Genomic DNA, 13,556 nt, shown 5'->3' with positions numbered 1-13,556 from the left:
CTCGGGCCGATCGAGCGGATGACCGGCCCTGCCGGAGGTCACCGACCCACTCCCGTCCGGCGGGAACAGGGCGCACGGAGGGCGGAAACGACTGCGATGGTCATCGGCGCCCCCTCCCGCGCACGGCATGAGGACGTCGGGTCCTCCCGGCGGAAGGCTAAGCCAAACCGGATGGTCGCAACAGGGGGCGACCATCCGGTTCGGCGTGAATCATGCCCCGATCAGCCGTCGCGACGCTGCTGGCGCCGGTTGGGAGCGTGACCGGATGAATCCAGCATCACGTTCTCATCTGTCGGATCACCGACCGTTCGCTGCGCGATGTCCGACTCGGCGGCGGGCTCCTGACCGGGGAAATGATCGGGCAACCGGCGCAGCCGGGCGTTCATGTTCCGGATCAGCAGCACGGTGGCGGTGCCCAGGACGAGGATGAGGAACAGGCCCATCGGACCGGCCAGGCCCCCCGTGCGGGTGTCCCCGAAATTGTTCTGGGCGAGCACCTGAGCAGCGGTCAACATGGGATTCCTCCGAAGTGCGATGTCCGACCAGGGTAGCCCGGGGCCGGATCAGCGGGCATGGGCCGTCTCCCGGATGCCCGCGAACAGGTCCGACTCGGGCAGCGGAGAATCGACAAGCGAGCGCACGAGCTGGAAATCCTCCGTCGGCCAGGCCCGCTGTTGCAGATCCATCGGCACCTGGAACCAGAAGCCGTCCGGGTCGACCTGGGTGGCGTGGGCCCGCAACGCGTCGTCCCGGACCGGGAAGTACTCGGCGCACTCGACCCGGGTGGTGATCCGGGGGCCCTTGTCCGGCCGGTCCTCCCAGCGGGTGATCCACTCCGCGTACGGCGACTCGTCGGCGCCGGTGGCCAGGACCGCCTCGTGCAGCGCGAGGATCTTGCCCTTGGAGAAGCCGATGTCGTAGTAGAGCTTGAGCGGCTGCCACGGCTCGCCCAGCTCGGGGTAGCGCTCCGGGTCACCGGCCGCCTCGAAGGCCGCCACGCTGACCTTGTGGCACATGATGTGGTCCGGGTGCGGGTAGCCGCCCTCCTCGTCGTACGTGGTGACCACGTGCGGGCGGAACTGCCGCATCAGGCGCACCAGGGGGCCGGCGGCCACCTCGACGTCCTGGAGCGCGAAACAGCCCTCGGGCAGGGGCGGCAGCGGGTCGCCCTCGGGCAGGCCCGAGTCGACGAAGCCCAGCCAGGCCTGCTCGATGCCGAGGATGGCGCGGGCCGCGTCCATCTCCGCCCGGCGGATGTCGGCGATGTTGGCCCACACATCGGGCCGGTCCAGCTTGGGGTTGAGCACACTGCCCCGCTCGCCGCCGGTGCACGTGACGACCAGCACGTCCACCCCCTCGGCGACGTACTTGGCCATGGTCGCGGCGCCCTTGCTCGACTCGTCGTCGGGGTGCGCGTGCACGGCCATGAGCCGGAGTTGTTCTGCCACGGTCGGCGCTCCTCGTCTCTGCCCACCGGCGGGCCACGGGCCACACCGCTGACCTGCCGGAATCCTCCCCCGTCGCGGTCCCGGCCCGTGCTGGCCTGTCATATTTGACCCCAGCAACCAGCAATGCCCGGTCGAGAAGCAGTGCTCCCGATCGAGAAGCAGCACCCCATCGACAGGAGGTGTCGGTGGCGGCAATGCCCGGTCGGACAGGAACGACGGCGCTCTGCCATTCTTGCCGATGGGCCCGACAACGACGCCAGGAGATACCCGCCGGTGACCGAGACGCACGCCACACCTGGATCGACCTCGCCGGTGTTCCCGCCCGGACGGTACGGCCGACGCCGTACGCCGGGCCGCCGCACGCGGCTGCTGACCACGCTGCTGGTGGTCGCCGTGCTGGTGGCACTCACCGCGGTCTCGTTCCGGCTCTACCGGCAGTACGGCGACCCGGCCTACGACGCCCAGGTGATCACCTACGGCGAGATCACCGACCAACAGGTGGTGGTCGACTTCCGGGTGAACCTGCCGGCGGGTGGCTCGGCGGTCTGCGTGTTGCGGGCCCGGGACCACGCCGGGGCCGAGGTGGCCCGGGAGCAGGTGCCGGTGGCAGCCACGGACGGGCAGCGCAGCGTCACCGTCCGACACGCGCTCGCCACCAGCGCCCGCCCCTTCATCGGCGAGGTCGTCCGCTGCCGGCCGGCGGCCTGAACCCGCCGCGACGGCGAGCCCAACCCACCCGGCCTGCGGCGCGAGCGGCACCGGGCCGCCCGGCGCAGACCGGCTCCCCGGCGTGATCACCGACACTCCTTGTCGTACGGCACTGGTAACTTGGAGGTTCACCTGTCAGCCAGCCCGCACAACCGAGGAGGACCGCCTGTGTCCAATGGCAACGAGGCGCCCGCCACCTGGCTGTCCCAGGACGCCTACGACCGCCTGAAGGCCGAACTCGACGAGTTGATCGCCAACCGGCCGGTGATCGCCGCCGAGATCAACGCGCGGCGCGAGGAAGGTGACCTACGCGAGAACGGCGGCTATCACGCCGCCCGTGAGGAGCAGGGCAAGGCCGAGGGGCGCATCCTCTATCTGAAGGAGCTGCTCCGCACGGCCCAGGTCGGCGAGGCGCCGACCGTCGACGCGGTGGCGCCCGGGATGGTCGTGACGATCTACTTCGACGACGACGCCGACGACACAGAGACCTTCCTGCTCGGTTCCCGCGAGATCTCCTCCACCACCGATCTCACCGTCTACAGCCCCGAGTCGGCCCTCGGCCAGGCGATCCTGGGCGGCAAGGCGGGCCAGGCCTGCACCTACACCGCGCCCAGCGGCGCGGACATCAAGGTGACCGTGGTCAGCTTCGAGCCCTTCTCCGGCTGAAACACCCGCCGCCCCGGCAACGTCCGAGGTCGGCCGTCGTACGAACCCAGAGGCGTGACACCGGGCGGTGTCACGCCTCTGGTGCGATCGAGACCTGGTAGCCGCTGGCCCGCAGAGCGCTGATCAGCGTGTCCGAGTGCTCCACACCCCGGGTCTCCACCGACAGCGCCACCTCGACCTCGCCGAGGCGCAGGTGCGGATTGGCCCGTTGGTGCTCCACGTCCACCACGTTGGCCCGGTGCTCGGCGATCTGCCGCAGCAGCGAGGCGAGCTGTCCGGGCCGGTCCGAGCAGCGGACGGTCACCCGCAGGTAGCGTCCGGCCGCCGCCAGTCCGTGCTCGATGACCCGCAGCATCAACAGCGGGTCGATGTTGCCGCCGGAGAGGACCGCCACCACCGGCGGCTCCACCTCGACCGCCCCGGCCAGCAACGCGGCCACCGCCACCGCACCGGCCGGCTCCACCACCTGCTTGCCGCGCTCCAGCAGCATCAGCAGCGCCCGGGAGATGTCCTCCTCGGTGACGGTGACGATGTCGTCGACGAGCTTGCGGACGTGGGTGAAGGTGACGTCACCGGGGCGACCGACCGCGATGCCGTCGGCGATCGTGGAGAAGGCCGGCAGGCGTACCGGCTCACCGGCCACCAGTGACGGCGGGAAGGCCGCCGCGCCCGCCGCCTGCACCCCGATCACCCGGACGTCGGGGCGCAGCGCCTTGGCGGCCACCGCCATCCCGGAGACCAGCCCGCCGCCACCCACTCCGGTGACGATCGTCCTGACCTCGGGGCACTGCTCCAGGATCTCCAGCGCGACCGTGCCCTGACCGGCGATCACGTCCCGGTGGTCGAACGGGTGGATCAGGATCGCGCCGGTGCGCTCGGCGTACGTCTGCGCCGCCACCAGGGACTCGTCCACCGTGGCGCCGACCAGCTCCACCCGGGCGCCGTACCCCTTGGTGGCCGCCACCTTCGGCAGCGGCGCGTTCACCGGCATGAAGACGGTGGCGTGCGCGCCGACCAGCCCGGCGGCGAGGGCCACCCCCTGCGCGTGGTTGCCGGCGCTGGCCGCCACCACCCCCCGCTCCCGCTCCGGCGCGGAGAGGCGGGAGATCCGCACGTACGCGCCCCGCACCTTGTACGACCCCGCGCGCTGGAAGTTCTCGCACTTGAGCCAGACCGGCCCACCGAGCGCCGCACTCAGCGGGCGAGAGGGTTCCAGCGGGGTGGTGCGGGTGACATCGGCGAGCAGCTCCCGCGCCGCCCGCACGTCGTCCAGGCTGACCAGTTCCGTCATGCCCCGATCGTGCCACCCGGGCCATCTGCCGCCTGGACCGGCGTGGACGCCGACCCTGGCGTCCGATCCGGCGGGCACCGCCGCGTCCGACGGGCGTCGGCTGCGGCACGACCGTCCAGCCGGAGCCGCGCGGTCAGGCGCTGGCCGGCGACCCCGTTCCGACGCGGGGGTAGCCGGGGGCGTGCCGGGGCCAGGGGGCCGCCATCTCGAACTGGCCGGCGACGCCGAGCAGCAGCAGTTCCGACCCGGGCGGTCCGATCAGTTGCACGGCCAGCGGCAGGCCGTCCGGGCGACGGCCCACCGGCACCACCAGCGCGGGCAGCCCGGCGATGTTCCACGGTGCCGCGTACGGCGCGTACCGGATGTTGACCAGCATGTTGGCCCGCCAGGACCGGGCCGACCAGCTCGCGGCCGGCGGCGGCGCGCTGGCCAACGCCGGGGTGAGCAGCAGGTCGACCGAGTGGTCGGCGAAGAAGCCGATGGAGCGTTCACGCCAGGCCGCCCGGTCGGCCTCCCGGACGTACCCGCGTCGCCAGGCCCAGTCCCCGAAGGTGACGTGCCGACGGCTGCGGGGTTGCAGGTCGCGGCGGTCGATCCCGGCGGCTCGCACGTCGGCGGCAGCGGCGGCGAACCAGGTGGCGATGCCCTGCAGACCGAGGGCGGTCGGATAGACCGGGTCGGCCGGGACGGCGTCGTGCCCGGCCGCCGCGAGCAGTCGACCGGCAACGGCGACCGCGTCGCGGTTGGGTGCGTCCGGCGAGACCCCGCGCACCGGGGACCGCAGCGACACCCCGACCCGCAGCCGCTGCGGCGGGACCAGCTTCTCCTGGGCCCGGCCGGCGAGCACCTGGAAACCCACCGCCGCGTCGGCGACCGTGGTGGCCAGCATGCCGTGCTCGGTCAGCCCGAACCAGTCCTCCGCGCCGAGCTGGCAGGGCACCACGCCCCGGCCGGGCTTCAGGCCGACGAGTCCACAACAGGCCGCCGGGATGCGGATCGAACCGAGACCGTCGTTGCCGTGGGCGATCGGCACCAGCCCGGCGGCGACCGCCGCCGCCGCGCCACCCGACGAGCCGCCCGGAGTACGCCCCAGGTCCCAGGGGTTGCGGGTGACCGCGGTGCCGTCGTCGGTGACCCCCCACAGACCCAGCTCGGGCATCCGGGTGACGCCGAGGATCACCGCGCCCGCGCCACGCAGCCGGCGGACCACCTCGTGGTCGGCCTCGGCCACCGGGGTACGCACCGCGGCCGAACCGTTCCAGGTGGGCACCCCCGCCACCGGGGTGTTCTCCTTGACCGCCACCGGCACCCCGGCCAGCGGCAGGTTGCCCAGGTCCTCCTGCTCGTCGACCTTCTCCGCCTCGGTGACCGCCTCCCCGCCGCGGACCGTGCGGAACGCGGCGAGGTCGGCGTCGGCCTTCGCGACGTGGTCGAGATGGTCGGCCAGGACCTGGGTGGCGGAGACGTCGCCCCGCCGTACGCCCCGGGCGATCTGTTTGGCGGTCGCCCCGACCCAGGTCGGCATGATGTCCTGCACGGCCACCCTCCCCAGCCAGCGGTCAGCCCAGCGCCTGCTCCAGATCGCCGAGCAGGTCTTCGACCGTCTCGATGCCGACAGACAGTCGCACGAGATCGGAGGGAACTTCAAGCGGCGAGCCGGCAGCGCTGGCGTGTGTCATCCGACCCGGGTGTTCGATCAGGGATTCCACCCCGCCGAGGGACTCCGCGAGCACGAAGAGTCGGGCCCGGTTGCAGATCTCGACGGCGTGCTCCTCACCCCCGGCCGCCCGGAACGAGATCATGCCTCCGAACCGGCGCATCTGCTTGGCGGCCACCTCGTGACCGGGGTGCGACGGCAGGCCCGGGTAGAGGACCTCGGCCACCTTGGCGTGCCCGTCCAGGTAGCCGACGATCCGCTCGGCGTTGTCGCAGTGCCGGTCCATCCGTACCCCGAGGGTCTTGATGCCGCGCAGCGTCAGCCAGGCGTCGAACGGGCCGTTGACCGCGCCCATCGCGTTCTGGTGGTAGCGCAGTTCCTCACCGAGCCCGGCGTCGGCCGCGATCAACGCCCCACCGACCACGTCGGAGTGTCCGCCGACGTACTTCGTGGTGGAGTGCACGACCACGTCCGCGCCGAGGGCGATCGGCTGTTGCAGGTACGGCGAGGCGAACGTGTTGTCCACCACCAGCAGCGCCCCGGCGTCGTGGGCGACGGCGGCCAGGGTGGCGATGTCGGCGATGCCGAGCAGCGGGTTGGTCGGCGTCTCCAACCAGACCACCTTCGTGGTGCCGGGCCGGATCGCGGCCCGGACCGAGTCCGGGTCGGAGACCTTCGCCGGGGTGTACGTCAGTCCCCACCGCTGCGCCACCTTGGCGAACAGCCGGTACGTGCCGCCGTACGCGTCGTCCGGGATCACCACGTGGTCACCGGGACCGCAGACGGTCCGCAGCAGCGTGTCCTCGGCGGCCAGGCCGCTGGCGAAGGCGAGACCGACCGGCCCGCCCTCCAGCGCGGCCAGGCACTCCTGGAGCGCGTCCCGGGTGGGGTTGCCGGAACGGCTGTACTCGTATCCGAGCCGGGGCGCACCGACGGCGTCCTGGGCGTAGGTGCTGGTCTGATATATCGGTGGGATCACCGCGCCGGTGCGGGCCTCCGGGTCCTGGCCGGCGTGAATCGCGAGCGTCTCGAAGCCGTGGGTCATGACGCAGACGTTAGTCCTCCCCCTCGTCCCAGCGTGTGGAACCCGATCGTGGCCCGGTCACTCGGTGGATTCGGGGTGTCCAGGTCCGGCCGCGACGATCCAGGGTCTTCCCTCCGACCTCGCGATGCGACAGCCCGCCGCGTCGCGCCGAGCGGGACACGTGGGTACGGCCATAATCTGAGCCGATGGCGGGATGTGTGTTCTGCGGGATCGTGGCGGGCGAGGTGCCGGCGTTCCGGGTGGTCGACACCGACGATGGTGTGGCGTTCCTGGACACCCGTCCGGTGTTCAAGGGGCACGTGCTGGTGGTGCCCCGCACCCACCTGGTCACTCTCGCCGACCTGCCGCCGGAGTCGCTCGCCGGCTACTTCGGGCTGGTCCGGCGGCTCGCCGTCGCGGTGGAGAGCGGTCTGGGCGCGGGCGGCACGTTCGTGGCCATGAACAACAAGGTGTCCCAGTCGGTACCCCACCTGCACACCCACGTGGTGCCCCGGACCAAGGGCGACGGCCTGCGGGGCTTCTTCTGGCCGCGTACCCGCTACGCCGACGACGCCGAGGCGACCGCGTACGCCGAGCGTGTGCGGCACGCCCTGGCGGACAGCGCCTGAGCGCGCGCGGGGCGGGTAAGGAAGTGGGGTCCGCCGGTGTTGCACGCGGGGAAGGTACGAAAGGAGTTCCACCGTGTTCCTCCGCAGCATGAAGGCCGAGATGATCTCCCCTGACCGGGCCCTGCCCGGCCGCCCGATCGCGATGCCGGTCGCCGACCGGCACGAGGTGCTCGGGACCCCGCTCAAGGGGCCGTTCCCCGAGGGCTCCCAGGTCGCCGTGTTCGGCATGGGGTGTTTCTGGGGTGCCGAGAGGTTGTTCTGGACCCTTCCGGGCGTCTACACCACCTCCGTCGGATACGCGGGTGGTTACACCCCGAATCCGACCTACGAGGAGGTCTGCTCCGGCGGGACGGGGCACGCCGAGGTGGTCCAGGTCGTCTACGACCCCGCCACGATCAGCTACGAGGACCTGCTCAAGGTCTTCTGGGAGAACCACGACCCGACCCAGGGCATGCGCCAGGGCAACGACGTCGGCACGCAGTACCGCTCGACGATCTACACCACCACCGACGAGCAGTACGCCACCGCCGAGGCGTCCCGGGAGGCGTTCGCGCCGATCGTGGCCCGGGCGGGCAAGGGCGAGATCACCACGGAGATCAGCCGCCTCGGCGACTACTTCCTCGCCGAGGACTATCACCAGCAGTACCTGGCACCGACCAAGAACCCGAACGGCTACTGCAACCACGGCCCGAACGGGCTGAGCTGCCCGGTCGGCGTGGCACGCACCACCGGCTGACCCGCTCGCGACCGGCTCGCCCGACGGGCGGGCCGGTACGCACCGGGCGCGATGATCCAAATTGCGGCGCTCGTCACAGCCCGACAGGCGGGGCAAGTCGGGAAAGTCCCCGCAGCCGGGCATCTTTCACCCGCCCTCGCTGGCAGATGTCGCGCGGCTGATCGTGCGGGCGCGGATTCTAGCAATGCTGTTACACGACCGTCATGGTCTCAACAGGCGAATCGCAACAACCTCTGGCAGCATTGGCTCGCATGTGCGGACTAGCTGGGGAGTTCCGACGGGACGCGTCGCGTGCCGACGTCGGGACGGTGGAGCGAATGGCCGCAACGATGTGCGACCGGGGGCCTGACGGTGGCGGTGTGTGGGCCCAGGGACCGGTCGCCCTCGGCCATCGGCGTCTGAAGATCATCGACTTGTCGGCCGCCAGCGGCCAGCCCATCGTCGACTCGGCCGCCGGCCTGACCGGCGTCTTCAACGGCTGCATCTACAACTACCGCGAGTTGCGCGCCGAGCTGGCGGCCAAGGGCCACCACTTCTTCTCCAGCGGTGACAGCGAGGTCGTCATCAAGGCGTACGCCGAGTGGGGGCTCGACTTCGTCGACCACCTGATCGGCATGTTCGCCGTGGCGATCACCGAACGGGACACCGGCCGCCTGGTGCTGGCCCGGGACCGGCTCGGCATCAAGCCGCTCTACCTCGCCGAGTCGCCCGGTGTGGTGCGCTTCGCCAGCACCCTGCCCGCCCTGGTCGCGGGTGGCGGCGTGGACACCGCCATCGACCCGGTGGCGCTCGCCCACTACCTCAGCTTCCACAGCATCGTGCCGCCGCCGCGCACCATCCTGCGCGGCGTCACCAAGCTGCCCCCGGCCACCGTCCGGGTCTACGAGCCCGACGGCGCCACCCACGAGCGCGTCTACTGGGACCCGTCCTTCCTCCGCCGGGAGGAGTACTCCGGCTGGTCGGAGAAGGACTGGCAGGACGCGCTGCTGGAGTCGCTGACCACCGCCGTACGGCGACGCATGGTCGCCGACGTGCCGGTGGGCGTGCTGCTCTCCGGCGGCCTGGACTCCAGCCTGGTGGTCGCCCTGCTGGCCGGTGAGGGGCAGCGCGGTCTCTCCACCTTCTCGATCGGCTTCGACGCGGTCGGCGGCCGGGAGGGCGACGAGTTCCGCTACTCCGACGTGGTCGCCAAGACCTTCGACACCGACCACCACCAGCTCCGGATCGCCGCCCAGGACCTGGTGCCGCCGCTGGAGGCCGCCGTGGCCGCCATGAGCGAGCCGATGGTCAGCCACGACTGCGTCGCGTTCTACCTGCTCAGCCAGGAGGTCTCCCGGCACGTCAAGGTGGTCCAGTCCGGTCAGGGCGCCGACGAGATCCTGGGCGGCTACCACTGGTACCCGCCGCTGGCCGAGGTCGGCCGCGAGCAGGCCCTCGACACGTACGCGCGGGCCTTCTTCGACCGCGACGCGAGCGGCCTGGCCCGGGTCCTCAACCGGGAGTGGCTCACCGACGCCGACCCGGCGCGGGAGTTCGTCGCCGCGCACCTGGCGCGGCCCGGCGCGCAGACCGCCGTCGACGCCGGCCTGCGCCTGGACACGCAGATCATGCTCACCGACGACCCGGTCAAGCGGGTCGACAACATGACCATGGCGCACGGGCTGGAGGCCCGGGTGCCCTTCCTGGACCACGAGTTCGTCGAACTGGCCGCCGCCTGCCCGCCGGAGCTGAAACTGGCTCAGGGCGGCAAGGGGGTGCTCAAGGAGATCGGCCGCCGGGTGCTGCCACACGAGGTCATCGACCGGCCGAAGGGCTACTTCCCGGTCCCCGGCCTCACCCACCTGGAGGGCAAGCTCCTCGACCGGGTACGGGACGCGCTCTCCGCGCCCGAGGCCCGCCGCCGCGACCTGTTCCGCACCGATTACGTCAACGCCCTGCTCGACGCGCCCAACGCCGAACTGACCCCGTTGAACGGAAACAAGCTGTGGCAACTCGGACTCCTGGAAATGTGGCTCCAGAGCCACGGAATCGACTGACCGTGACCGACACCCTGGCGACAGGGGTGGCCCGGACCGACCGAGGTCGAGGCGCGGGACGACGGTACGAGCGGGTCGGGCCGGGCGGTGATCCGATCGCCGCGAACACCGGCGACGCCACCGACGACGACCGTGCCGGCGGCGACGAGGGCGTCATCCTCGACTGCGGGTGGGGGCGGCTGGTCTTCGGCCAGACCTTCACCGACCAGGCCGCCGTCGCCGACGTGCTGCGCTCCGAGGCGGCCGGCGCCCGGGACATCTGCATCTATCTGCGGGACCCGCACGTGCTGGTGTCCCGGCTGCCCGACGAGTTGTTCATCGACCCGTCGCTGACCTTCCGGCTGCCGCTGGGTGGAGCCCGGCCTGGTCCGCGTCGGGCCGACGGCACGACCGAGGAGGCCGGCAACGCCGACACCCCGGCCGCCGTGAACGGGCGCGGCGAGCTTCCCGGGGTCCGCATCCGCCGGCTGCGCGACGCCGCCGACGCGGACGCCGTGAACCGCATCTACGCGGCCAACGGCATGGTCACCGCCCCGGTGGACATCCTCGTCGACAACGCCGCCACGGACCGTTTCCTGCACCTGGTGGCGGAGGCGGCGACCGGCGAGATCGTCGGCACCATCACCGGCGTCGACCACGTGGCGGTCTTCGACGACCCGGACAACGGGGCCAGCCTCTGGTGCCTGACGGTCGACTTCAACCAGGCGCCGCCGGGCACCGGCCAGGCGCTGATCACCGAGCTGGCCACCCGACTGGTGGCCCGGGGCCGGGCGTACGTCGATCTCTCCGTGCTCGCCGAGAACGCCGGGGCGATCCGGCTCTACGAGCGACTCGGCTTCTATCGCACCGCCACGCTCTGCGTGAAGCGGAAGAACCCGATCAACGAGCGGCTGTTCCTGCCGGCCATGCCGACCGGATACGACGAGCTCAACCCGTACGCGAAGATCGTCGCCGACGAGGCGATGCGCCGGGGCATCCGGGTGGAGGTGACCGACGCCGCCTGGGGTGAGCTGCGGCTGACCAGTGGTGGCCGGACCATCCTCACCCGCGAGTCGCTCTCCGAGCTGACCTCGGCGGTGGCGATGAGCCGCTGCGACGACAAGCGGGTCACCCGCCGCATCCTGACCGAGGCCGGCCTGTCGGTGCCGCGCGGGCGGACCGCCACCGGTGACGCCGCCGACGCGGAGTTCCTGGCCGAGGTGGGCCAACTGGTGGTCAAGCCGGCCCGGGGCGAACAGGGCAACGGCATCACCGTCGGGGTACGCACCGACGAGGCGCTGGCCGCCGCCGTCGAGGTGGCCGCCCGGTTCTGTCCCGAGGTGCTGCTGGAGGAGCTGTGCACCGGTGAGGACCTGCGGGTCGTCGTGATCGACCACGAGGTGGTGGCCGCCGCCGTACGCCGCCCCGCCTCGATCACCGGCGACGGCGTGCACGACATCACCGAGCTGATCGCGCGGCAGAGCCGTCGTCGGGCCGCCGCCACCGGTGGCGAGTCCCGCATCCCGCTCGACGAGATGACCCGGGACGTGGTCGCCGAGGCCGGGTACACGCTCTCCGACGTCCTGCCCGAGGGTCAGGTGCTGGCCGTACGCCGGACCGCGAACCTGCACACCGGGGGCACCATCCACGACGTCACCGGTGAACTGCACCCGCTGATCGCGGAGGCGTGCGTGGCGGCCAGTCGGGCGCTGGACATCCCGGTCACCGGGCTCGACCTGCTGGTTCCCGCTCCGGACCGACCCGAGCACGTCTTCATCGAGGCCAACGAGCGACCGGGGTTGGCCAACCACGAGCCCCAGCCGACCGCCGAACGCTTCGTGGACCTGCTTTTCCCCGGGACTCGGGCACCGCAACGGCTGTGGACGCCGGCCGGTGCGGCACCATCTGGGGCATGACCGTACGCAAGACCACTCCGCTCCCCATCGACCTCGACTACCTGCGTCAGGTGATGGTGGAGTTGTTGGACATCCCGAGCCCGTCGGGACGCACCGACCACGTGCAGCAGTACGTCGGTGAGCGTCTGTCGGCGCTCGGCATCCCGTCGACGCTGACCCGCCGGGGCGCGCTCAGCGCCTGCCTGCCCGGTCCTCGGGAAACCGGGGCGGACCGGGCGATCGTGGTACACACCGACACCATCGGCGGGATGGTCAAGCGGCTGAAGGAGAACGGTCGGCTCGAGCTGAACCCGATCGGTACACACAGCGCGCGGTTCGCCGAGGGCGCCCACGTCCGGGTCTTCACCGACGACCTGGACCGCGTGGTCACCGGTCAGGTGCTGCCGCTCAAGGCCAGCGGGCACCGGTACAACGAGGCGGTGGACGAGCAGGGCATCGGCTGGGAGCAGGTCGAGGTACGCATCGACGAGCCGGTGGAGGACATCGCCGGGCTGCGGGCGCTCGGCATCGACGCCGGGGACTTCGTCGCGTTCCTGCCCAACCCGACGGTCACGCCCAGCGGCTACGTCAAGTCCCGGCACCTGGACGACAAGGCCGGTGTGGCGGCGGTGCTGGCGGCGCTCAAGGCGATGGTCGACGCCGGGGTGAAGCCGGCCGTCACCGCTCACCTGCTGGTCACCGTCACCGAGGAGATCGGTCACGGCGCGTCGCACGGGCTCGACCCGGACGTGGCCGAGATCGTCTCGGTGGACGCCGCCGTCGTCGCCCCCGGGCAGCAGTCCCGGGAGAACGCCGCCACCCTGGCGATGGGCGACGGGGTGGGACCGTTCGACTACCACCTGACCCGGAATCTCGCGGCGATCGCCCGTGAACACGACGTCGACCTGGTCCGCGACGTCTTCGACTACTACCGCTCGGACGTGGCGGCGGCGGTCGAGGCGGGCGCCCACGCCCGGGTGGCCCTGCTCGGCTTCGGCGTCGACGCCACCCACGGGCACGAGCGCACCCACCTGGACGGGCTGCACCACCTGGCCCAGTTGCTCTGCCTCTACCTCCAGAGCGACCTGGTGTTCCCCGAGTGGGACGCCGAGCCGGAGGGCGACCTGGCCGACTTCCCGTCGCTGGCGGTGCAGCCGGCCAGCGCGGACGGCCCCCGCAAGGGTCCGATCGGCATCGCCCAGGAGTGACCGTACGCCCGGCACGGGCCGTGGAGACGGATGTGATCGAAATCCGTTGCCGGTGGGGCCGCCGCTGGATAACGTGGCGGTACACGTGAAAGGAGGTGGTCCAGACTTGTATAGCAATCGGACTCGTGAGGTGGCTGTCCGCTAGCCGCTGTCCTCGACAGTGACCGTCTGTTCCGCAGGCGGGCAGTGACAAGCGTCGAGACCGTGTGGCAGCGGTGCGGCGAATCCACGACAAGCCACCCGACCCCCGGGGTGCCGACTCAGTCCAGTCGGTCCGCG

At 71.7% G+C, this 13,556-nt stretch carries 12 protein-coding genes; 7 read left to right on the top strand and 5 right to left on the bottom strand.

Going from position 1 to position 13,556, the window contains the following annotated elements; translation table 11 throughout:
• Positions 1-221: 221 nt before the first annotated feature.
• Together ACQVFL_RS04600 and mca are read right to left on the bottom strand one after the other, a co-directional pair.
• Entirely contained in the window at positions 222-515 is a 294-nt protein-coding gene (locus tag ACQVFL_RS04600) for a hypothetical protein (RefSeq protein ID WP_396692674.1), read from the bottom strand.
• Positions 516-563: 48 nt separating this feature from the next.
• Positions 564-1,448: a mycothiol conjugate amidase Mca gene (mca, locus tag ACQVFL_RS04595; RefSeq protein WP_431728757.1), complete on the bottom strand. Its 885-nt coding sequence runs from the start codon at positions 1,446-1,448 to the stop codon at positions 564-566.
• 273 nt (positions 1,449-1,721) lie between these two features.
• Here mca and ACQVFL_RS04590 point away from each other — a divergent pair, with 273 nt between their 5' ends.
• Both ACQVFL_RS04590 and greA read left to right on the top strand, forming a co-directional pair.
• Positions 1,722-2,156 carry a DUF4307 domain-containing protein gene (locus ACQVFL_RS04590; RefSeq protein ID WP_396692670.1) on the top strand — a complete coding sequence of 145 codons (435 nt, stop codon included), beginning with the start codon at positions 1,722-1,724 and terminating at the stop codon, positions 2,154-2,156.
• A 168-nt stretch (positions 2,157-2,324) separates the two neighbouring features.
• A complete protein-coding gene (gene greA, locus ACQVFL_RS04585) occupies positions 2,325-2,822 on the top strand; it encodes a transcription elongation factor GreA (protein ID WP_131053387.1) in 498 nt (165 codons plus the stop codon).
• A 70-nt stretch (positions 2,823-2,892) separates the two neighbouring features.
• Here the strand turns inward: greA and ilvA are convergent, their stop codons facing one another.
• The 3 genes from ilvA to ACQVFL_RS04570 all read right to left on the bottom strand — a co-directional run bounded on the left by ilvA (position 2,893) and on the right by ACQVFL_RS04570 (position 6,815).
• Positions 2,893-4,113 (bottom strand): threonine ammonia-lyase, encoded by a 1,221-nt coding sequence (gene ilvA / locus ACQVFL_RS04580; RefSeq protein ID WP_396692668.1) that lies wholly within the window; start codon positions 4,111-4,113, stop codon positions 2,893-2,895.
• A gap of 133 nt (positions 4,114-4,246) precedes the next feature.
• The gene (locus tag ACQVFL_RS04575) at positions 4,247-5,656 is read right to left on the bottom strand and encodes an amidase (protein ID WP_431728756.1); all 1,410 of its coding nucleotides are present in this window, start codon (positions 5,654-5,656) and stop codon (positions 4,247-4,249) included.
• Between the two features lie 16 nt (positions 5,657-5,672).
• Positions 5,673-6,815: a cystathionine gamma-synthase gene (locus ACQVFL_RS04570; RefSeq protein WP_431728755.1), complete on the bottom strand. Its 1,143-nt coding sequence runs from the start codon at positions 6,813-6,815 to the stop codon at positions 5,673-5,675.
• Positions 6,816-7,000: 185 nt separating this feature from the next.
• On the opposite strand from ACQVFL_RS04570, the gene ACQVFL_RS04565 reads away from it, so the two are divergent.
• From ACQVFL_RS04565 to ACQVFL_RS04545, 5 genes are all read left to right on the top strand, one after another.
• Positions 7,001-7,423, top strand: coding sequence for an HIT family protein (locus ACQVFL_RS04565; protein ID WP_431728754.1), 423 nt, complete (start codon positions 7,001-7,003; stop codon positions 7,421-7,423).
• Between the two features lie 73 nt (positions 7,424-7,496).
• Positions 7,497-8,159, top strand: coding sequence for a peptide-methionine (S)-S-oxide reductase MsrA (gene msrA, locus ACQVFL_RS04560; protein WP_396692662.1), 663 nt, complete (start codon positions 7,497-7,499; stop codon positions 8,157-8,159).
• A gap of 251 nt (positions 8,160-8,410) precedes the next feature.
• Positions 8,411-10,195, top strand: coding sequence for an N-acetylglutaminylglutamine amidotransferase (locus ACQVFL_RS04555; RefSeq protein WP_396692660.1), 1,785 nt, complete (start codon positions 8,411-8,413; stop codon positions 10,193-10,195).
• 2 nt (positions 10,196-10,197) lie between these two features.
• Positions 10,198-12,090 carry an N-acetylglutaminylglutamine synthetase gene (gene ngg, locus ACQVFL_RS04550; RefSeq protein ID WP_431728753.1) on the top strand — a complete coding sequence of 631 codons (1,893 nt, stop codon included), beginning with the start codon at positions 10,198-10,200 and terminating at the stop codon, positions 12,088-12,090.
• A complete protein-coding gene (locus ACQVFL_RS04545; RefSeq protein WP_396692657.1) occupies positions 12,087-13,277 on the top strand; it encodes an osmoprotectant NAGGN system M42 family peptidase in 1,191 nt (396 codons plus the stop codon). The genes ngg and ACQVFL_RS04545 overlap by 4 nt, the downstream gene beginning before the upstream one ends.
• The last annotated feature ends 279 nt before the right edge of the window (positions 13,278-13,556 follow it).

This window comes from Verrucosispora sp. TAA-831 (assembly GCF_050780145.1).
In the GTDB taxonomy this organism is placed as follows: domain Bacteria; phylum Actinomycetota; class Actinomycetes; order Mycobacteriales; family Micromonosporaceae; genus Micromonospora.
Note: the sequence above shows the minus strand (reverse complement) of the source record. Positions and strands in the feature narration are given on the sequence as shown.

Coding starts and splice junctions, on each gene's coding strand:
- ilvA (WP_396692668.1), bottom strand. CDS start 4,113: ATGACGGAACTGGTCAGCCTGGACGACGTGCGGGCGGCGCGGGAGCTG.
- ACQVFL_RS04545 (WP_396692657.1), top strand. CDS start 12,087: ATGACCGTACGCAAGACCACTCCGCTCCCCATCGACCTCGACTACCTG.
- ACQVFL_RS04600 (WP_396692674.1), bottom strand. CDS start 515: ATGTTGACCGCTGCTCAGGTGCTCGCCCAGAACAATTTCGGGGACACC.
- ACQVFL_RS04555 (WP_396692660.1), top strand. CDS start 8,411: ATGTGCGGACTAGCTGGGGAGTTCCGACGGGACGCGTCGCGTGCCGAC.
- ACQVFL_RS04570 (WP_431728755.1), bottom strand. CDS start 6,815: ATGACCCACGGCTTCGAGACGCTCGCGATTCACGCCGGCCAGGACCCG.
- ACQVFL_RS04565 (WP_431728754.1), top strand. CDS start 7,001: ATGGCGGGATGTGTGTTCTGCGGGATCGTGGCGGGCGAGGTGCCGGCG.